The sequence below is a fragment of the Burkholderia sp. BCC1638 genome (assembly GCF_902833195.1).
Taxonomy (GTDB): domain Bacteria; phylum Pseudomonadota; class Gammaproteobacteria; order Burkholderiales; family Burkholderiaceae; genus Burkholderia; species Burkholderia diffusa.
On sequence record NZ_CADFEC010000005.1, the window covers coordinates 18,223 to 38,592 of the forward strand.

The window sequence follows — 20,370 nt, forward strand, 5'->3', positions numbered from 1 at the left end:
GCAAGCGCAACCGCAACCGCGACCATCGGTCGAGCAGTTGCACGAGCAATGCGCGGCGCTCGGGTTGTCGCATTGCCTGTTGCTGACCGGGCCGGCGATATTGCATCCGTTCAGCCACGAAGAAATCGATGTGCTGAAGACGCTCGGTGAGTCGGTCGTCGAGGTGCCGATATGTCCGGAGCGTTTGTCGCCCGACTACTGGCCGTCGGTGGTCGAACTCGATCTCGACCATCCGACTGCCGCCGAGATGTGCCGCCGCGTGCTCGAGCGGACGGTGGACGACTGGTCGCCGAACGCGCTGGCGGAAGGGCGTGGCCATCGCATTGGTGCTTTCCTGTTTACTGCCGAGCGCACGGATTCAGTCGTGCGGCATTTGTCGAACATCTTCGTACAGCAGCGTGCCGATGGTCAGGGGCAGCGATTGCTCGCGCTTGCCGACCCGGCCGCATTCGAAGGGATATGGCGAGTCTGCGACGCGGCGCAGCGGCGGGTTCTGCTGGGTCCGGTTGTGCTGTGGCGCACGCTGGGGCGCTGGGGCGAGTGGATTGACTGCCGTGCACCGGACGGAGATCGCACCGATGGCGAACGCGAACCGTTCCCGCATTTCGACGACGGCCAATGGACGAAGTTGTTCGATGTGCGCCCGATCAATCGAGCCTGGGCGCACTGGCGCGCGGGTGGGCAGGCGGTACAGCCGGACGATTTCGCGAAATTGCCCGAGATGCTGACGCGGGCACGCGCGTACGGATTGAGCGATCCGGAGGATCTCGAACTGTTTGCGATCCATACGATGGAATTCGGCGTGGATTTCGATCTGCATCCGCTTGTCCAGCGCGCGTTGCGCAATCGGCCTGCAGACGCGTATTACAGCCTGGCCGTCTCGGATCTGACCGAAGCCGACTGGGCGGCGATTCGTGAAACGCGGCCGACCGGGCGAGCAAGTCAATAAGAAGGAAAGAACATGTCGGAAACCGCCGATCGTTGTGCGGTCTGCCAGCTGCAGGGGCTGGCGGTGTATTTGCCGCGATACGCTGTCGTGCCGAAGGCATTTGCCGCGCCGGCTTTGGGCCCGTTCAGCGGCGCCGGTATCAAGGAGGTGTCGCTGACCGAGAGCAAGTATGCGCTTCGCCAGTTGCGTGAAGGATTCGTCTACTTCCTCTACGAGCGCGGCCCGCGCGGCAAATTCCATTGGGAGGTCTACGCCAGCGCGGCTGACGGCACGCTGACGAAACTGCTCGACCCGGCCGTCGCGAGAAGTGCAGAGGCGCCGAAAGCCTGCTCGCGCACCGGGCACAATGCACTGCGTGTGCAATACGTGGTCATCGAGAAGCCCAAGGAGTGCGGCAAGGTATGGGTCGCGTTCAGCGAGCGGCCGTGGAGCGACGCCACCATCAAGCGCTACGGCGCCGACAGCCCGGAGGCGGCGGAAGTGCGTCTGAATCGCATGCAGGCCATCGATCCGGCAGCGTGGGTAGCCGCCCCGAAACCTGGACCACACGTCGCGCCGCTCACGGCGGCGAACTTGCAGCACGTGATCGAATACGCGGGAGATGTCGCGGAAACACCGCTCGAAGTCAGCAGCCTGCCGTACGATTTTCGTCCGGAAATCAGTCGCGGCGCGACCGGCGCCTGTCGCGACAACGTGCTGAACCTATGCACGACCCGTTACCCATGGGCGGTGCGTCAGGGCATCTGGAACAAGGTCGCATCGGCACAGCTCGTCGAGGTTGCACAGGCGAGTTCGGTGTCGGATGGTGCGCCCTGTCAGCCGATGATGCTGGCGCTGTGGGACGCAGTGGGGATCGCGCACGAACTCAACGGATTTCGCAACGACGCGGTGTCGTGGCTCGATCGGTACGTTGTCGAACGTGCGCTTCAGATCACGGCACTGCGCGACATCGATACGGCGAAGGAGGCGCTCGAGAAGGGGGCGGTCGACAGCGAGTCACGTTTCCAGTCCGAGACCGGACAGGCGACGACCGCCGGACTGAAGGACAGTGCGGCGGCGCTGCGCAAACGTGCCGCCACGTTGCCCGAAGGCCCCGAACGCACGCGCTCGCTGCAGACGGCGGACGACTACGACTATCTCGCGAAGAACGGACTGGGCGGCCCGTACGTGGCACAGGTGCAGTCGTTCCGCTCCGACGCCGAGCGTCTGGCGTGGCGTCAGAAGACCGACGCGACGATTGCCGACATCAACCGAACGAAGCAGAAACGCCTGAAGGACGCGCATGACGACGCGTGGCCGCGTTATGAGGCCAAGCTCAAGCGCGCGGACATCGAGGCATTTCGCAAGAAGTACGCGGAAATACAGGACAAGGTGCAGGCGTTGCAGGAGGCGCGCACGGACGACATCGGTCACTGGCTGAAGGCGGGGCTTTGGCTGGCGACGCTCGGCGACTGTCACGACTCGGATTTTTTCGACGGCATTGCGTACGAGGTTGCGGTGGGCACGGCGATCTTCGGTCTGAATTCCTCGCCCAAGGGACGGCACCTCGTCGATTCGCTTGTCGCACTGCTGGACGCAACGAAGATCGAGAGCATCGTGTGGCGCGCGATTGCGATGAACCAGAAGGACGGGCGCGTGCAATTGACGCAGGCGTTGCAGAGCGCGCAAAGCGCCAAGGAGACGCCGCTGCAGGGCAACGTGGACAAGATCGCGTCGGTTGCCGCGAGCATCAAGACGGTCGTCGGCTATTACAAGAAGCTCGCCAGTCTTGCAGTGGAAAAGGATCAGAAGAACATCACGCCGGTCGGCAAGTTGATCAGGGCACTCGAGATCGATCAAATTGCAATGACCGCGGGCGATTCGATTTTCAGAAAATTCCGTGTCAACCAGGGCGCGGACTTTGTCGGGGAAAAGATCATCCAGACCATTTTCCTGCAGCGCGCGGGCATCAGCGATGTCGATACGCTGAATCTCGTCAGGAAGCAGGCCGAGCTGGAGGGATTGAGCCGCAAGGAGGTCTTGAACACGATGCGCGTCGCGCACGGGTTTATCCAGGGCGAAGAAGCGTTGGGCGGCATGGGCAAGGCGTCGCGGTCCCGCGCGCTTTCCGAGGCATGGAACCAGCTCAAGCTGACCGAGGAGGGTAATGCCCAACTACGCTCGGCGCGCGTGACCGTCGTCACCAGCCTTCTCGAGGCGGTGAATTTCTACAAGCTGATGGTGATGCCGCACGACGAAAACACCACGCTCAATCTGATCAGCTCGGGGGCCTCGCTATGCTCGGGTCTTGTTGATATCAGCATGGCGCCCTTCTACGCGACGCTACAGAAATCAACGAGATCGCAGGCGTGGAAACTGGTCGGCGGCGGGTTAGGCTCCGCAGGCGCCTTCATCGGTGCGTGGATGGACGGCAAGTCGGCTGCCGAAAGCCTGACGAAGAAGCAGAATACGGTGTTCTTCCTGACGACAATCAAGGTCGTGGCCGGCGCCGCGACGGGCACGGCGGTGTTCATCAGCGCCGTCGGCAAGTCAGGCCCGCTGTTGAAGCGGGTGGCTAGTCGCTACGGTACTCAGGTCATTGTCGGCGTGGTCGAGGGGCTGGCCGAACGCGCCGCGGCGTTTGCCGCCTTCCGTGCGGTGGGTATGCTGCTTGGTTGGGAGGCGACGGTTGTATTGCTCGTTGTGCAAGGGTTGATCTGGTATTTCACCCCCAACGTGCTGGAGGCTTGGTGTACCCGATGCGCATTTGGAACCGGGTTGGAGAAAGATTTCTTCATCGAGCGTGAAGTCCCGCGCTATACCGACCGGGATGTGAAGAAGCAGGCCGAGGAATTCGGCAAGGCCCTGGCGGGCGTGCGATGACGAATTCTCCGTTCGATGGGAGGTGGGACATCGAGTGGGGACGCCAAGAGGACTCCACTGCCGGGTGTTTCGCGTGGCGCGATGTGTCGAGAAAACATTTGGACGAACACGGACGACAGGTATTTCAATATGCAGAATCAAATCGGACGGGCCACGCTTGTGCGCGGTCGGATGCAGAACCTGCGGCGTACGAAGACCACTCGCGACTTCATGCGTACCGAGGCCGATAAAGTGGCGACCGGCGTGGGGGCTGTGGGAATCGGCCTTTCGGGAATGACGGGTCTTGCAACCGGCATTGCCATTTCGGCGGGGAGCAGTAACGAAGAGGTGGACAAGGTGTCGTTCGATGTGGGCGACACGCATGTCGAAGGCTGGCTGTGGCGGTGTCCGTTCCGGGAGAACGACGAAGTCGAGGTCGTGGCCGAGCCGGCAGCGACCGGCGCGACATGTTTCGCGGTGCGCCGGGTCGATGACGGGCTGATCGCGGTCTACCCTCACTGTACGAGCGGAAAGCGAGCGTATATCCGCAAGTCGACCAAGATCTGTTTGACGATCTTGGCGTTCTGGGCGGCAGGCATGGCCTACGCGTTTTTTGTTGCGGCGCCCGAACAATCGATGTTCGACAAGTTTTTCTACACCGGCATATCTGTTCTCTTCGTTGCGTTGCTGCTGTCGTTTTTTGCGATTTCGGCCTACCGCAAGGACCGACCGTTCATCGCGATTTCGGAGCGCATGTTCGAGACGTTCGGGTGGGCTGACCCGGCCGTGATCGACCTGAAACGGACGTCGAAGGGGAAGAAGCGTGACGGCGACGGCCCCAGTTATGGACTACGGATCTTTCGCTACTGACGGGCGCAACGCGGTTCCAGTGCCCGCGTGGAGGAATGCGCGACGTATCGCCCACCGGCAACCGAGCGGTGCGGCAATCGTGCGGTCATTGATCGTCCGTCTGGTCCCACACTCCAAATCATGACGATCTCCGTGCTGCTCGCATTTGCCCTGATCCTGTCCGTCGGCGGCGTGCATTCGGTCCGCATGTGGAAAGCGCAAGGCCGTCGGCGCGGCTACAACCGCGGCCTCGGCGATTTCGTGCGCCCGTGCGGCGGCGCGGTCTGACTGGCGGCAGCCCGGCGTGCGGAACACCGCGGGGCCGGGCCGGAAGCAGCGATGACGAATCCGTCCGACGAGCCGAAGCGGCTCGAGTTCGATACGACGCCCGAGCGTCTTGTGTTCGATGCGCCGCCCGGTGCGCCGGCCGCGCGCGTGCCCGAGCCGCAGGCGCTCGACTTCGGGCCGGCACCCGCGGCCGACAAAGGCGTGCGCGTGCCGCCCGCCGATGCGGTCGGCCGCGCGCTGTTCGGCGAAGCGAACCACCCGCAGCTCGACGCGTGCTTCCGCGCCGCGCAGGCCGCCTTCCCGAATCTCTATCCCGACTACGCGCCGCGCATCGAGCGGCACATTCGCCGCACGGCAGCAGCGCTGAGCGAACGGCACGGTATGGCCACGTGCGTTGCGCCGCATGCGGCCGCTGCCGGGGCCATGCTGCGTCTCGCCGTTTCACGCACGGCACCGCGAGTCTGCTATCTTCCCGGGCATTCCATCGCTTTCCCGCCTCTCCATGACCGACCGCATCGTCGCCGCATTCGATTTCGACGGCACCATCACCACCACCGACAGCTTTCGCCATTTCGTTCGCTACGCGGTCGGCACGCCGCGATTCGCATGGGCCGGGCTGCGCGCGCTGCCGTGGATCGTCGCGATGAAGGCGGGCCTGTTGTCGCGCGGCGATGCGAAGGCGAAGTTCGCGTGGTTCGCGCTCGGGCCGATCCGCGAGGACGCGCTCGACGGATTGGCGCGCAACTTCGTCGACGGCTACCTGCCGAACCTCGTGCGCCCGGACATGCTGGAACGGGTGCGCGAGCATCAGGCGCGCGGGCATGAAGTCGTGCTGGTCAGCGCATCGCCGTCGCTGTATCTGGAGAAATGGGCGAAGACGGCCGGCATCGACACGGTGCTCGCGACGCGCCTCGCGTTCGAGCGCGGCACGTTCACCGGACGGCTGAACGGCGAGAACTGCTGGGGCCCGCAGAAGGTCGTGCGCTTGCGCGGCTGGTGGGGCAATCGGCTGCCCGCGAAGCTGTTCGCCTACGGCGACAGCCGCGGCGACAAGGAAATGGCCGAACTCGCGAACTGGGCGTGGATCCGCGGGCAGGGGCCGATGCCGCCGATCGGCGACTGATGGACTGACGGGACCGGCGCGGCGAGCGACGCCGCGCGCTGCCGTCAAGCGTCGGCCCGCCGCGTGCCGCGCACACCGCGAACCGGACGATACGTGCCCCACCGATTCGCACGCCTGAACGTGCCGACGTCGTTGAACCGCACGCCGACTTCACGCAGTGCCTGATGCGCGGTGCGCGCGGTGAGCTGCCGGATGTAGAACGGATCGCGCACCACGAAGTGATGGATCGCGTGCGTGCTGCCGAAGTTGAAGCAGAACAGCTGGAACGGCAGCATCCACCACGGATTCAGCACCTGCGTCTGCTGGATCACGTTGCGCGAATCGATGTCGCCGAAGTAATGCATGTTCGAGCTGACGAAATTGATGCAGAAGCTGCGCACGAAGTTCGGCCCGAGCCACACGACCGCGAGGAAATCGACGACGTCCATCACGCGCTCGACGACGGCCGGCACGGTCACCGCATAGCCGAGCGTATGCAGCGCGAACAGGCCGGTGTGATAGACGATGAACGCGTGCCACAGCGCGTAGTACACGTGACCGACCGGCATGTAGGACGACACCTGCTCGATGCGCAGTTGCACGCGTTCGGCCGCATCCTGCACCGGCTGCGCGGCCACGTATTGCTTGACCTTGCGGCGCATCGCATCCGGCCGCAGCACGACGGCGAGCATCCCGTCCGCGATCATCAGCAGCCGCTTCACGCCCCAGCGTTCGCCGTTGGTGATGCCGAATTCCTCGAGATCCGAGTCGCCGCCCGACACCTTGTGGTGATGCAGGTGCATGCGCCGGCGCGTCCACGGGTTGATCGTGCCGGGCCGCGTGAGCCAGCACAGCGCCATCATCAGGTGATAGGCCCACGGCGTCTTCTTGAAGTACATCAGGTGGATCAGGTCGTGCTCGAGCTCGTGGATCAGCGACGTGACGAACGCGGCGAGCGGCAGCGCGACGTACCACGCGATCGCGCCGCGCGCATACAGCCAGGCGATCGCGAGCATCGCGCTCACCGACACGGCCATCACGGTCGCGCCGACGAGGTTCTGGTTGTCGAGCAGCGGAAAGCGCGCGCGGATCGCGTCGCTTGCGGCGTTGACCTCGCGGCGGACGTACGCGACCTTGTCGGCGTCGTGGCGAAAGACGGTTCGTGCAAATTGGCTCATCGACCGGAATCCGTGCGGAAAGAGTGGGGCGCAATGCCGATGTGACAAGCATAGGTGCGCGTCGTGGCGCATGCGAGGGCCGCCGGTGCCAATGATGGTGTCATTTCGGGCCACATGAGCCCGCCCCCCGACGCGCGATGCGGCGTCATGCGGCTAGAGTGCCGCCGTGGTGTCATTGCGGGCCAGCGACGCTACAATCCGCCGAAACCGCTCCGGAGTCCGCCGCATGGCCCTGTCCGTCCCGGATGCCGCGCGCCAGCTGAACAAGGCGACGGTATCGTCCGCGTATGCGCTGTTCATGCTGATGCTCGCTGAGGAGCGCGGCATCGACGGCGACCGGATTCTCGCCGGGTCGGGTGTCGAGCGCGACCGGCTTGCCCGGCCCGACGCGCGCATCACGCCGCTGCAGCAGGCGGCGATCGTGTTCAACCTGCTCGAGGCGACGGACGATCCTTCGATCGCGATCGAGATCGGCCTGCGCAGCAGTCTCACGAAATCCGGGCTGATCGGCTTCGGGTTGATGAGTTGCGCGACGCTCGGCGAGGCGATCGCGCTCGGGATCCGCTATCTGCCGACGCGCGTGCCGTTTTTTTCGGTGCGACTCGCGCAGCGCGACGGGATCGTCGATATCGACGTGCTCGAGGCGTTTCCGCTCGGCCGGCTGCGCCAGTTCGCGGTGGAAAATTTCCTGGTCGAGACGGCGATCCTGTTCAACTCGCTGCTCGATCCCGCGCCGGGTCGCACGCTGCAGTCGCGCGCGGAGCTGCATTTCGAATGGCCCGAACCACCGTGGTTCGAGCGCTATCGCGCGCGGCTGCCGCGCTGTCATTTTGACGCGAGCGCGAACCGCATCCGCTGCGACGCCGCGCTGCTCGACGAGCCGATCGGCACCGCGAACGCGCAGACCGCGCAGATGATCGTCCAGCAATGCGAGGCCGAGCTCGCACGGCTCGGCTATGCGGAAAGCATCGTCGAGCGCGTGCGCAACCTGCTGATCTGCGGCGACGCCGGTTATCCGTCGGTGGACGAAGTCGCGCGCGAGCTGCACGTGTCGGCGCGCACGCTGAAACGCAAGCTCGCGGAATTCGGCGCGACCTATTCGGCGCTGCTCGACGAGATCCGGCTGCGCGATGCGCTCCGGTTGCTCGAGGGCACGCGTCTGCCGGTCGACGAGATCGCGGCGCGGGTCGGCTATACCGACCGCGCCAATTTCACGCGTGCGTTCAAGCGCTGGACCGGCGTCGCGCCGAGCGAGCGGCGCTGACGGCGCGCAGGGCGGCGCGGGCCGGTGTCGGTCGTGCGCCCTGCATCGATCCATCGATCATTCGACCCGTCAGACGATCGCAACCCAGTTCGCGCCGCGACCGCCCGGCACGCGCGCATGCAACGACAGCGTGCCGTCGCCTGGCGCGATCGCGTAGACCGACACGTATTCCGACTGCTCGCCGCATGCGACGAGCCAGCGTCCCGACGGATCGATCGCGAAGCCGCGCGGCTGCGTTTCGGTGGCCGTCGCGTGCGCGGGTTCGAAGGTGCCGTCTGCATGGCGGCGATAGCAGAGCAACTGGCTCGACGTGCGTTCGCTGACATACGCGAAGCGCTCGTCGGGCGTCAGGTGGAGATCGGCGGCCCACACGGCGGGTTCGGTCGGCGAGGGCGGGCGCGCATGGCCTTGCGCGAGGTCGGCGACGGCCGGGTGACGCGCGCTGACCTGTGCGTCGCCGAGGCGGCCGCTGTCGACGTCGCGCGGGAAGGCCGCGAGCGTGGCCTGGAATTCGCTGACCGCGACGAGCGTGCGGCCGTCGCGCGCGAAGCGCAGGTGACGCGGGCCGAAGCCGCCCGGCACGCGCGTTTCGCCGTGCTCGACCGCGCGCAGGCCGCCGGCATTCTCGACCAGCGCGAACGTGAAGATCCGGTCCGAGCCGAGCGAGCTCACGTATGCGAACCGATTGTCCGGCGATACGACGACGGCATGCGCGTTCGCGATGCCGTCCGCGACCTGCAGCGGCTCGCCGTCGCCGTCGCGCATGCGCGCGGCGTCGTAGAGGCTCAGCGCGTTGCCGCCGTAAGACGCGCCGAGCAGCCAGCGGCCGCTGCGATCGAGCGACAGGTACGCGTGGCTCGCGTCGATCGCGGTCGCGCCGATGCGGGCGAGCGCGCCGGTGCCCGTCGCGACGCGGAATGCAACGATCGTCGGTTCTGCGCTGCGCGTCGCGACGTACAGCCGCGCGCGATCGGGCTGCACGGCGACCGGCATCGCGACGTCGCCGGCCGGGTAGCGGGCGAGCGGCGCGAGCGTGCCGTCGGACGTGAGCGAGAACGTGGCGAGGTCGCCGTCGACGGCATTCGAGACGACGACGGTCAGGCGGTCAGTGTTCGGCATGACGGAGCATGGTGGTGTTCGTGAAGGACTCGTCGGCCGGCAGGCCGCGCGGCGGATCGCTGCGCCGGTGCGTGCGGGCGAACAGCGCGGCGACCGCGGCGACGAGGGAGGCGATCGCGAGCGCATACAGGCCGCCCGTGATCGAACCCGTATGTTGCTTCAGATAGCCGAAGGCCGTTGGCGCGACGAAGCCGCCGAGGTTGCCGATCGAGTTGATCAGCGCGATTACGGCGGCGGCCACGCGCGTGTCGAGGTAGCCCTGCGGGATCGGCCAGAACAGCGACGCCGCGGCCTTGAAACCGAGCGCGGCGAAGCAGATCGACGCGAACGACCAGACGGGATCGTGCGACGTCGACGCGAACAGCCCGCACGCTGCGAGCACGAGCGCGAACGACAGCCAGCGCTGCGGATGCTTCCACTTCGCGGACAGCACCGCGAAGCCGTACATCGCGCCGATCGCGATCATCCACGGAATCGTGTTGTAGAGGCCGACCTGGAAGTCGGTGAGGCCGCCCATCTTGCGGATGATGGTCGGCAGCCAGAAGGTGGCCGCGTAGATCGTCAGCTGGATCGCGAAATACAGGAAGCAGAACAGCATGATCTGCGGGTCGCGCAGCAGCGTGGCGGCGGATACGTGCACTTTCGAGCGCACATCGCGGGTCGCGCGTTCTTCATCGAGCGCGTTCTGGAGCGCCGCGCGTTCGTCGGCGGTGAGCCATGTCGCGTCCCGGATGTGCGACTTCAGCAGCAGCCAGCTCGCGCCGCACAGCGCGACCGAGAACATCCCTTCGATCAGGAACATCCACTGCCAGCCTTGGAGGCCGAAGCCGTGGATCGACAGCAGCGCGCCGGTGACGGGCCCGGACAGCACCGACGCGAACGCGGAGCCGCCGAGGAAGATCGCCATCGCCTTGCCGCGCTCCTGCGGCGGCAGCCATTGCGACAGGTACAGCACGACGCCGGGGAAGAAGCCGGCCTCGGCCGCGCCGAGCAGGAAGCGCAGCACGTAGAACGACGTGTCGTTCCACACGAACGCCATCGCGGCGGCGACGATGCCCCACGTCGCCATGATCCGCGCGAGCCAGATGCGCGCGCCGTAGCGCTGCATCAGCAGGTTGGACGGCACTTCGAACAGCGCGTAGCCGACGAAGAACAGGCCGGCACCGAGCCCGTACGCCGCCGCGCCGATACCGATCGACGCTTCCAGGTGGCGATCGACGAAGCCGACGTTCACGCGGTCGATGTAGTTCGCGATGAACATGATCAGCACGAGCGGCAGCACGTGCCATTTCACTTTCGAGACGGCGGACGCGAGCGGGTCGCGGCCGGGCAGGGCAGGCGTGGTCAAGGGAGTCTCCGGTCGGGCGGCGGACGAGGGCGGCGGCCCGCGTCGGCGTCGGGTGGTGATCTAAGTAGTATGTCGTCGTATGACATGGTACGCCTGAGATTCTGCGATGGCGTCGCGGGTTTACCCGGAAAATGCGCAAATATTGGGCGATATCATGAGGATCTCATCAGCCCTCATCACATCCGATGACGTATGACATGGGTGGCGGCTAGACGAACGGCAACCGGCGCTCGGCGGGCTGCTTCGCACCGCCAGCGGCGTCACCCCGGGGGGCGGCGCCGCTACGCCATCGACACGACGCTGTTCAGCAGCATTTTCACGAGCACGGCCTGGCGCGTGGCGCCCGTCTTCGCGAAGATTCCACGCAGGTGCGCGCGGGCGGTGTTCTTCGTGATGCCGGTGGCGGCGGCCGCTTCGTCGAGCGTCAGGCCGTCGACGAGCAGCAGCGCGATCTCGGTTTCCATCGGCGTGAGGCGAAACAGCCGGTGCAGCATGTCGCGCGAGGTCTGCGGCGACGACGCCGGATCGCGGACGAACACCGCGACGGCCGGCCGGTGCTGGCGGTCCTCCGCGCCGCGATAGGGCGCGAGCGGGCGCAGCAGCACGTTCAACGGCATCGCGCCGCCGGGGCGCGACAGCGTGGTGGCCTCGATGCGCCCGAGCGCGCCCGTGCGGAAATGCTCGAGCGCGGCCTGCAGCGCCTTCTGCAGCCGGCGCTCGTCGAGCGGGCACGACGCGTGGAGCCGCTCCTGGCGCAGGCACAGTCCGTCTTGCTGCGCGATCAGCCTTTCGGCGATGCGGTTGTGCTTGATCACGCGGCCGTCCTCGTCGAGGATCGCGGTGCCGACGTCGAGCCGGTCGACGGTGCCCGCGTACAGCGCGCGCTCGGCGTCGAGCACGTCGAGCGCCGCATGCAGCTCGACCGCGCGCTGCAGGTGGGGCAGCAGCGTCGCGACCTGCGCGCGTTCGGCCGCGTCGAAATCGCGGGCATGATGCGCGCGGCTCACGAAGAACGCGCACTCGACGCCGCACTCGCCGCGCAGGTTCGCGCCGAGAATGAAGCGCAGGTCGAGCGGCTGCAGGTACTGCCGGTAGAAATCGTGCGCGCGCCAGCGGGCGGCGCCGAACAGCCCGTCGGCCGTGAACACCAGGCCGGGCGTCTGGTCGAGAAACGGGCACAGCGCATAGAACTGCTCGCTGTACGACGGCTCGCCGGGCAGCAGCGGGCCGTCGGCCGATGCGTTGATGATGAGCCCGCGCCGCGAGCCGCCGGGGTTGCGCAGCACGAGCGTCGTGAAGCGCGCGTCGAGCCGCACGCGGATCGCTTCGAGAAAGCCCGCCCACGGCGTCGCTTCGGACAGGCCCTGATAGACGAGCCCGAGCCACGCGCTGAGTTCGCGGGCCGTCCATGCCGCGTCGTCGAAGCCGTCGTGCGCGGCCGTGTCGTCGGTCGCCAGCGCGATCCGCATGCTCGAGTTCTCCTGGGGCGGGGTGAATGCTTCCGGCCCAGCATACCGGCCGGCCGGCGGCCCGCGTCATCCGAACGGAGTAGACGACGCGGGCCGTGCCCGTGCGACGCGGCCGGCGAGGGTCAGGCGACGCGCTCGCGCAGCAGGTACGCGACGATGCGGTCCGCCGCCGCTTGCGGCGACTCGGCCACCGTGTCGATGCGCAGTTCCGGCTGCGCGGGCGGCTCGTACGGCGAGTCGATGCCCGTGAAGTGTTTCAGTTCGCCCTTGCGCGCCTTCTTGTACAGCCCCTTCGGATCGCGTTCCTCGGCCACCGCGAGCGGCGTGTCGACGAACACCTCGACGAACTCGTCGGCACCGACCAGCGCGCGCGCCATGTCGCGTTCCGCGCGGAACGGCGAGATGAACGACACGAGCGTGATGAGCCCGGCATCGAGCATCAGCCGCGCGACTTCGGCCACGCGCCGGATGTTCTCCACGCGATCGGCCTCGGTGAAGCCGAGATCGCGGTTGAGCCCGTGCCGCACGTTGTCGCCGTCGAGCAGGTACGTGTGCTTGCCGAGCGCATGCAGCCGCTGCTCGACGAGGTTCGCGATCGTCGACTTGCCCGCGCCGGACAGCCCGGTCAGCCATGCGATGCGCGGTGTCTGCGCCTTCTGCGCCGCGCGCGCGTCGCGATCGACGTCGACGGCCTGCCAGTGCACGTTGTGCGCGCGGCGCAGCGCGAAGTGCAGCATCCCGGCGCCGACTGTGTCGTTGGTGAAGCGGTCGATCACGATGAAGCCGCCCGTGTGACGGTTCCGGTCGTACGGATCGAACGCGACGGGCCGGTCGAAGCTCAGGTTGCACACGCCGATCTCGTTCAGCGCGAGCGTGCGCGCGGCGAGATGCTCGCGCGTGTTCACGTCGATCTTGTACTTCGGCGTCGCGCAGGTCGCGCCGACCGTCTGCGTGCCGAGCTTCACGAGATACGGCCGGCCGGGCAGCAGCGGTTCGTCGTGCATCCACACGAGCGTCGCCTCGAACTGATCGGCCACCTCCGGCGGCGCGTCGGCGCGCGCGATCATGTCGCCGCGGCTGATGTCGATTTCGTCGGCGAGCGTGAGCGTCACCGCTTCGCCGGCACGCGCGACGTCGGCTTCGCCGGCCGGCGTGATCACCGATGCGACGCGGCTTTCCTTGCCGGACGGCAGCACGCGCACGCGTTCGCCGACGCGCACTTCGCCGGACGCGATGCTGCCGGCATAGCCGCGGAAGTTGAGATGCGGACGGTTGACCCATTGCACCGGCAGGCGGAACGGTTCGTCGCGCGTCACGCGCTCGACGAGCGGCAGCGTGTCGAGATGCTGCATCAGCGGTGGGCCTGCGTACCACGGCATCCGCGTGCTCGACGCGATCACGTTGTCGCCGCGCAGCGCGGACATCGGAATGCTGACGATCTCGTCGAGACCGAGTTCGGCCGCGAACGCGCGATAGTCGGCGTCGATGCGCTCGAACACCGCGCGGTCGTAGTCGACCAGATCCATCTTGTTGATCGCGAGCACGACGCGCCTGATGCCGATCAGCGCGACGAGATGACTGTGGCGGCGCGTCTGCGTGAGCACGCCCTTGCGCGCGTCGATCAGGATCACCGCGAGGTCGGCGGTCGACGCGCCGGTGATCATGTTGCGCGTGTATTGCTCGTGGCCGGGCGTATCGGCGACGATGAACTTGCGTCGCGCGGTCGCGAAGAAGCGGTACGCGACGTCGATCGTGATGCCCTGTTCGCGCTCGGCCGACAGGCCGTCGACGAGCAGCGCGAAATCGAGGTCGCCGCCTTGCGTGCCGACTTTCTTCGAATCGGCTTCGAGCTGGGTCAGCTGGTCGTCGAACAGCATGTTCGATTCGTAGAGCAGGCGGCCGATCAGCGTGCTCTTGCCGTCGTCGACGCTGCCGCACGTGATGAAGCGCAGCAGGTCTTTCGTCCGGGCATCGTCGGCGTGCGGGACGGGAATCGGGTGCGCGAGCGCCTCGGGCGCGGTGAGAGCGTGTGCCATCAGAAATATCCCTCCTGTTTCTTCTTTTCCATCGAGCCGACCGAATCGCTGTCGATCAGGCGTCCCTGGCGCTCGGACGTGCGCGTGTCGCGCATCTCCTGCAGGATCTCGCCGAGCGAACTCGCGTCGCTGTCGATCGCGCCCGTGAGCGGATAGCAGCCGAGCGTGCGAAAGCGCACCTTGCGCAACTGCGGCACTTCGCCATCGCGCAGCGGCAGGCGTTCGTCGTCGACCATGATCAGCGCGCCGTCGCGCTCGACCACCGGCCGCTCCTTCGCGTAGTAGAGCGGCACGATCGGAATGTCGTGCAGCCGGATGTATTGCCAGACGTCGAGCTCGGTCCAGTTGGAAATCGGAAACACGCGCAGGCTTTCGCCGCGGCGCTTGCGCGCGTTGTACAGCGACCAGAGTTCGGGCCGCTGGCGCTTCGGGTCCCAGCGGTGCTGCGCCGAGCGCAGCGACACGATGCGCTCCTTCGCGCGCGATTTCTCCTCGTCGCGGCGCGCGCCGCCGAACGCGGCGTCGAAGCCGTAGTGGTCGAGCGCCTGCTTGAGCCCTTGCGTCTTCCATACGTCGGTGTGCACGGCCGAGCCGTGCGTGAACGGATTGATGTCGTTCGCCACGCCGTCGGGGTTCACGTGCACGCGCAGGTCGAGGCCGAGACGCTCGGCGGTCGCGTCGCGAAACGCGATCATCTCGCGGAACTTCCACGTCGTATCGACGTGCAGCAGCGGAAAGGGCGGCTTCGCCGGGTAGAACGCCTTCATCGCGAGATGCAGCATGACCGAGCTGTCCTTGCCGATCGAATAGAGCATCACCGGGTTTTCGCTTTCCGCGACCACCTCGCGCATGATGTGGATGCTTTCGGCCTCCAGTCGCTCCAAGTGGGTCAACATCGTTCGTCTCCTTGTTGCATGCCGGCGCCGCGCGACATGTGCGGCGTTTCGTGCATGACGCCAACGGTATCGAGCGGCGGCGGTGCCGCTCTTCGTCCGGGTGGACTAAACCGCGGCACGGCGGCGCAGCGGATCTTTCCTTAGTCCACCCGGACGAAGTGGCGCGTGGAGCGCTCGCTTAAGGTGAGCGCTCGACCACCGGCGGAGACGACACATGACGGACGACACACGTGCCACGCAACTGCTTTCGGGCCAGACCTGGGCCGATTTCTGCGACACCCTGAAACGCAGCGGACAGCAGATCCTGCGCGCCGAGGCGCCGGGCGATCCGCTCACGCGCGCGGAAGGGTTCCGCTACCTGAGCCGGCTGTTGCGCATCGCGCTCGAAATGCACGTCGAGTTCGCGGACGGCGCATGGCCCGGCTTCTTCTCGCCGTCGCACGAGACCGCGAAGATCGGCGCCGACAATCCCGACAACCTGTACCAGTACGCGCGCCTCGACGGCCGCTGCGACTATCGCGTGACGGGGCGGCGCGGCACGGTCGCGTACCTGAGCTTCGGCACGCAGAAGGGCGGCTACGAGACGGACGGCAAGATGCTGCAGACCGGGTTTCTCGATGCGAAGCAGCTCGAGATCGCGCCGGACGGCAGCTTCGAGATCGTGCTGAGCGCGACGCCGCGCGCAGGCAACTGGGTACGCATGGAGCCGGATACGAACGCGCTGCTGGTGCGCCAGACCTTCCTCGACCGGCGCGCGGAGACGCCCGCGCAACTGAAGATCGAGCGCATCGGCGCGCACGAGCGCCCGGCGCCGCTCGACCCGCTCGTGCTGCAGGGCGGCCTCATGCGCGCCGCGCGGTTCGTCGAGCAGACGTCGAAGCTGTTCGCCGACTGGGCCGCGAGCTACGGGGCGCACGTGAACGCGCTGCCGCCCGCGGACCAGGCGCTGTGCCAGTCGGTCGGCGGCGATCCGAACATCTACTACTACCACTCGTGCTGGTCGCTGGCCGACGACGAGGCGCTCGTGATCGACGTCGACACGGTGCCCGACTGCGACTTCTGGAACGTGCAGCTCAACAACTACTGGATGGAGTCGCTCGACTACCGGCACTTCGACATCTGCGTGAACAAGCACGGCGCGCGCCTGAATGCCGACGGCGGCGTGACGGTGGTGGTCGCCGCGTCGCGGCCGGGCGACGCGAACTGGCTCGATACGGCCGGGCATCGCACCGGCACGATCTGCTGGCGCTGGGTCGGCGCCGCGCGGCCGGTGCATCCGCGCACGCGCGTCGTCAAGCTCGCCGCGCTGAAGGAGACCGCATGAACGCGCCGCTCGACCGGATCCGCACGCTGCTCGATGCCGACGGGCTGATCGCCGAGGCCGTGTCGCGCACGGGCGGCCTCGCCGCGTTCGGCGACGGCCCGTATCGCGAGGCGCTCGACGTGATGTGCGCATCGCTGATCGACGAGGCGCGGCTCTCCGCGCGCGGCGCGGAGATGATGCGCGAGAAGCTCGTCGGCCAGCTCGCGAACCGGCTCGTCGTCGAGGATTACTGCCGTCGTCATCCGGAGATCGCCGACATCGAGATCGACGATCCGCTCGTGATCGTCGGGCTGCCGCGCACCGGCACGACGCTGCTGCAGCGGCTGCTCGCGGTCGACCCGCGCTTTCATTCGGCCGCGTGGTGGGAAACGCGTTATCCGGCGCCGCTCGCCGGCGAGACGCTCGACGCGCCGACCGTGCGCATCGCGCGCGCGCAGGCCGAGGTCGCGACGATGATCGACTGCATTCCGCAGATCCTGACGATCCATCCGCTCGACGCGATGCTCGCCGACGAGGAGTTCATGCTGATGGAGCATTCGTTCGTATGCGCGATGGATTCGTACGCGAACGTGCCGGGCTATACGGCGTGGCTTGCGAAGCAGGACCTGACGCCCGTCTATACGTATCTGAAGCGGATGCTGCAGTTCCTGCAGTGGCAGAAGGCGCGGCGCGGCGTCGCGCCGGCCGAGCGCTGGCTGCTGAAGACGCCGCAGCACCTGCATGCGCTCGACGTGCTGTGCCGCGTGTTTCCGCGCGCGCAGGTGGTGCTCACGCATCGCGATCCGGCGCAGACGATTCCGTCGATGGCGAGCATGGCACACACGCTGTGGCAGATGTACGCGGACGACCCGGATCCGCGCACGGTCGGCGCGCAGTGGAACGCGGGGATGGCGCGCGCGATCGGCGCGGCGATGGCGGCGCGCGACGCGCTGCCGCCCGAGCGGTTTCTCGACGTGCGTTTCGAGGACACCGTGTCGAATCCGCTCGGCGTCGCGCAAGCCGTGTACCGATTCGCCGGCATGCCGCTCGATGCACGGCAGCGCGCGGCGATGACGGACTGGATCGCGCGCAACGGCCGCGACAAGCGCGCCGCGCACGACTATTCGATCGCGCGCTTCGGCTTCACCGATGCGCAACTGGCGCACGACTTCGCCGCGTATCGCGCGCGGCACCTGCGGGCCGCCGGCTGACGGCGCGCCCGCGAGACCAACGACAACCAGGAGACAACCCATGTTGCTGAAGGACAAGATCGTCGTGATTTCCGGAATCGGGCCGGGGCTCGGCGTGAAGCTCGCCGTCGAGGCGGCACGCGAGGGTGCGCGCGGCGTGGTCGTCGCGGCACGCACGATGGAAAAGCTCGACGACGCGGAAACGCGGATCCGCGCACTCGGCGTCGCGTGCGACGTGCTGAAGGTGCGAACCGACATCGCCGAGCGCGCGCAGTGCCGGCAGCTCGCGACGCAGGCGGTCGAGCGCTTCGGCCGGATCGACGCGCTCGTGAACAGCGCGTTCGTGCACGGCACGTTTCCGGAGGCGGTCGAGGAAGCCGATCTCGATGGCTGGCGCGCGGTTTTCGACACCAACGTGTTCGGCACGATGACGCTCACGCAGGAAATCGTCCCGCACATGAAGCGGCAGAAACGCGGCGCGATCGTGATGATCAACACGCAGGCGACCCGCAAGCCGTTTGCAGGGGAATCGGGCTACGCTATGTCGAAGGGCGCGCTCGCGGTTGCGGCAAAATACCTGGCACGCGAGCTCGGCGTGCACGGGATCCGCGCGAACAGCATCCACATGGGCTGGATGTGGGGCGTGCCGACGCAGACGTATTTCCGGCAGGCGGCAGCCGAGTACGGGATGACGGAGGAGGAGATCATCGCGCCGATCGCATCGAACATCGCGCTCGCGAAGTTGCCGACCGACGACGACTGCGCGCGCGCGGCGCTGTTCCTCGCGTCGGATTACGCGAATGCGGTGACCGGCGCGACGCTGGACGCGAACGGCGGCGACTTCATGCCCTGAGGACGGAGCGACGGATGATGCAGGAACGGCAACCCCGGCGGGGACGACATTTCTTCGCGTTCAACGGCGACGCGGACGGCCTGTGCGCGCTGCAGCAACTGCGGCTCGCGGAGGGCGAACGCGGCACGCTCGTGACCGGCGTGAAGCGCGACATCAGGCTGCTCGAGCGAATCGACGCGCGAGCCGGCGACCGCGTGACCGTGCTCGACGTGTCGCACGACCAGAACCGCGACGCCTGCGCGCGGCTGCTGCGCGACGGCGCGGCGGTCCGCTACTTCGACCATCACTTCGCGGGCGAGCTGCCGGGCGATCCGCGCTTCGACGCGTATATCGATACGGCCGCCGACGTCTGCACGAGCGCGCTCGTGAATCGCCATCTCGGCGGCCGCCATGTGCGCTGGGCGATCGTCGCGGCGTTCGGCGACGAACTGCCGGCGCTCGGCGACGCGCTTGCGCGCGAATACGCGCTCGACGAGGCCGAGCGCGGCACGCTCGCCGAACTCGGGCTCTACCTGAACTACAACGCATACGGCGACTGCGTCGACGACCTGCATTTCGATCCGGCCGTGCTGGCCGATGCGATGCTGCCGTGCGCGGATCCGCTCGACTTCGTGCGCGGCACGCCGGTGTTCGCCGCGCTGCGCGATGGCTATCGCGACGACATGGCGCGTGCATGCGCGCTCGCGCCGCTGCGCGACGTCCCGGGCGCGACGCTGATCAGGATGCCGGATCATCCGTGGGCACGGCGCGCGACGGGGATGCTCGCGAACGAGCGGATGCGCAATGCACCGCATGCGGCGCTCGCGGTGCTGTCGCCGCGTGCGCAGGGCGGGCTCGTCGTCAGCGTGCGCGTGCCCGACGGCCGGCCGCTCGGCGCCGACGAATTCTGCCGCGGTTTCCCGACCGGCGGCGGACGCAAGCGCGCGGGCGGCATCAACCATCTGCCGGAAAGCGAGTTCGACGCGTTCGCCGAGCGTTTCGAGGCGGCCTTCCGTCTCGACTGAACGCGGGGGCCGGCGACGCGCGCGCCGTGCAGCGATGCCACGGCGCGCGCGCACATCGGCCGTTCTCCGTCACGCGCTTTTGCGCCGACGTGACGCGTACAGCGCTTCCGCGCGCCGCTTCACGTCGCGCGCGCACTGGTCGAACCCCTGTTTTACCCAGCCGCCGTGCTCGCGCATGATCGTTTCCGCGTTGATGCCGAGAAACTGATCGGTCGTGAAGTAGCGGCAGCGTTCGGCGCCGTCGGCTTCGACGTACTGGTCGCGGCGCGCGGCGTCCTTGTTGTCGTCGGTCGGGCGCTGCTCCCACGACAGCAGACGCTCGGGCTCGCACGCGACGAGGATTTCGTTGACGGGAATCACCGTCTCCGTGCCCGGGATGCGCACCTGCATGTACACGAAGTCGCCGATCCGGCCGGTCGTTTCGAGGCCGACGCAGAAGGTGTTCCATTCGCCGTAGCGCGGGAAGTCGGTCAGCACTTCCCAGACGACGGCAGCGGGGGCGTCGATCGCGACGGTGATCGAGGTGACGAGATTGGCGGGTTTGGTCATGGCGGGTATCGGATGAGATTGACGGTGAGGACGGGACCGCGGGCGCGCCCGGGCGGATGCGTCGCGCGATGCGCGTGGCCGACCGGCGGCTGGCGCGTGCCGCGCATTGCGGCGAACCCGACATCGAGCGTA

Annotated in this window: 17 protein-coding genes; 9 read left to right on the forward strand and 8 right to left on the reverse strand. The window is 67.3% G+C overall.

The features are described 5' to 3' along the window. Positions 1 to 79: 79 nt before the first annotated feature. The 3 genes from HWX22_RS07175 (at position 80) to HWX22_RS07185 (ending at position 4,660) form a co-directional block, all read left to right on the forward strand. Positions 80 to 949: a DUF4123 domain-containing protein gene (locus tag HWX22_RS07175; protein ID WP_244135199.1), complete on the forward strand. Its 870-nt coding sequence runs from the start codon at positions 80 to 82 to the stop codon at positions 947 to 949. 12 nt (positions 950 to 961) lie between these two features. After that, positions 962 to 3,811 carry a T6SS effector BTH_I2691 family protein gene (locus HWX22_RS07180; RefSeq protein ID WP_175915305.1) on the forward strand — a complete coding sequence of 950 codons (2,850 nt, stop codon included), beginning with the start codon at positions 962 to 964 and terminating at the stop codon, positions 3,809 to 3,811. 129 nt (positions 3,812 to 3,940) lie between these two features. Next, positions 3,941 to 4,660, forward strand: coding sequence for a putative type VI secretion system effector (locus HWX22_RS07185; RefSeq protein ID WP_175908708.1), 720 nt, complete (start codon positions 3,941 to 3,943; stop codon positions 4,658 to 4,660). Here the strand turns inward: HWX22_RS07185 and HWX22_RS07190 are convergent. After that, entirely contained in the window at positions 4,640 to 5,332 is a 693-nt protein-coding gene (locus HWX22_RS07190) for a hypothetical protein (protein WP_175915306.1), read from the reverse strand. The two genes, HWX22_RS07185 and HWX22_RS07190, sit on opposite strands and share 21 nt — an antisense overlap. Positions 5,333 to 5,429: 97 nt before the next feature. Here HWX22_RS07190 and HWX22_RS07195 point away from each other — a divergent pair, with 97 nt between their 5' ends. Continuing rightward, the gene (locus HWX22_RS07195) at positions 5,430 to 6,050 is read left to right on the forward strand and encodes an HAD family hydrolase (RefSeq protein WP_175915307.1); all 621 of its coding nucleotides are present in this window, start codon (positions 5,430 to 5,432) and stop codon (positions 6,048 to 6,050) included. A gap of 44 nt (positions 6,051 to 6,094) precedes the next feature. On the opposite strand, the gene HWX22_RS07200 is transcribed toward HWX22_RS07195, so the two are convergent. Continuing rightward, complete coding sequence (locus HWX22_RS07200; RefSeq protein WP_175915308.1) at positions 6,095 to 7,207, reverse strand: fatty acid desaturase; 1,113 nt, start codon at positions 7,205 to 7,207, stop codon at positions 6,095 to 6,097. A 226-nt stretch (positions 7,208 to 7,433) separates the two neighbouring features. Between HWX22_RS07200 and HWX22_RS07205 the strand changes: the two genes are divergently transcribed. Further along, entirely contained in the window at positions 7,434 to 8,471 is a 1,038-nt protein-coding gene (locus HWX22_RS07205; protein WP_175915309.1) for an AraC family transcriptional regulator, read from the forward strand. Positions 8,472 to 8,540: 69 nt separating this feature from the next. Here HWX22_RS07205 and HWX22_RS07210 read toward each other — a convergent pair whose 3' ends face one another. The 5 genes from HWX22_RS07210 to cysD all read right to left on the reverse strand — a co-directional run bounded on the left by HWX22_RS07210 (position 8,541) and on the right by cysD (position 15,339). Beyond that, a complete protein-coding gene (locus HWX22_RS07210) occupies positions 8,541 to 9,590 on the reverse strand; it encodes a beta-propeller fold lactonase family protein (protein WP_175915310.1) in 1,050 nt (349 codons plus the stop codon). Then, positions 9,577 to 10,938 carry an MFS transporter gene (locus tag HWX22_RS07215; RefSeq protein WP_175915311.1) on the reverse strand — a complete coding sequence of 454 codons (1,362 nt, stop codon included), beginning with the start codon at positions 10,936 to 10,938 and terminating at the stop codon, positions 9,577 to 9,579. Before HWX22_RS07215 ends, HWX22_RS07210 begins: the two co-directional genes overlap by 14 nt. Before the next feature lie 281 nt (positions 10,939 to 11,219). Then, entirely contained in the window at positions 11,220 to 12,407 is a 1,188-nt protein-coding gene (locus tag HWX22_RS07220; protein WP_175915312.1) for a helix-turn-helix transcriptional regulator, read from the reverse strand. Between the two features lie 122 nt (positions 12,408 to 12,529). After that, a complete protein-coding gene (gene cysN / locus HWX22_RS07225) occupies positions 12,530 to 14,443 on the reverse strand; it encodes a sulfate adenylyltransferase subunit CysN (protein WP_175915313.1) in 1,914 nt (637 codons plus the stop codon). After that, a complete protein-coding gene (gene cysD / locus HWX22_RS07230; RefSeq protein WP_175915314.1) occupies positions 14,443 to 15,339 on the reverse strand; it encodes a sulfate adenylyltransferase subunit CysD in 897 nt (298 codons plus the stop codon). The genes cysN and cysD overlap by 1 nt, the downstream gene beginning before the upstream one ends. A 214-nt stretch (positions 15,340 to 15,553) precedes the next feature. Here cysD and HWX22_RS07235 point away from each other — a divergent pair, with 214 nt between their 5' ends. Genes HWX22_RS07235 through HWX22_RS07250 form a run of 4 tightly spaced genes read left to right on the forward strand, consistent with a single transcriptional unit; the run spans position 15,554 to position 19,689 of the window. Continuing rightward, a complete protein-coding gene (locus HWX22_RS07235) occupies positions 15,554 to 16,663 on the forward strand; it encodes a DUF1214 domain-containing protein (RefSeq protein WP_175915315.1) in 1,110 nt (369 codons plus the stop codon). Beyond that, complete coding sequence (locus tag HWX22_RS07240; RefSeq protein ID WP_175915316.1) at positions 16,660 to 17,853, forward strand: sulfotransferase; 1,194 nt, start codon at positions 16,660 to 16,662, stop codon at positions 17,851 to 17,853. Before HWX22_RS07235 ends, HWX22_RS07240 begins: the two co-directional genes overlap by 4 nt. Before the next feature lie 40 nt (positions 17,854 to 17,893). After that, the gene (locus tag HWX22_RS07245) at positions 17,894 to 18,685 is read left to right on the forward strand and encodes an SDR family oxidoreductase (RefSeq protein ID WP_059817906.1); all 792 of its coding nucleotides are present in this window, start codon (positions 17,894 to 17,896) and stop codon (positions 18,683 to 18,685) included. 17 nt (positions 18,686 to 18,702) lie between these two features. Then, positions 18,703 to 19,689, forward strand: coding sequence for an acetyltransferase (locus HWX22_RS07250; protein WP_175915402.1), 987 nt, complete (start codon positions 18,703 to 18,705; stop codon positions 19,687 to 19,689). A gap of 69 nt (positions 19,690 to 19,758) precedes the next feature. Here the strand turns inward: HWX22_RS07250 and HWX22_RS07255 are convergent, their stop codons facing one another. Then, entirely contained in the window at positions 19,759 to 20,238 is a 480-nt protein-coding gene (locus HWX22_RS07255) for an SRPBCC domain-containing protein (protein WP_059535703.1), read from the reverse strand. Positions 20,239 to 20,370: the final 132 nt, after the last annotated feature.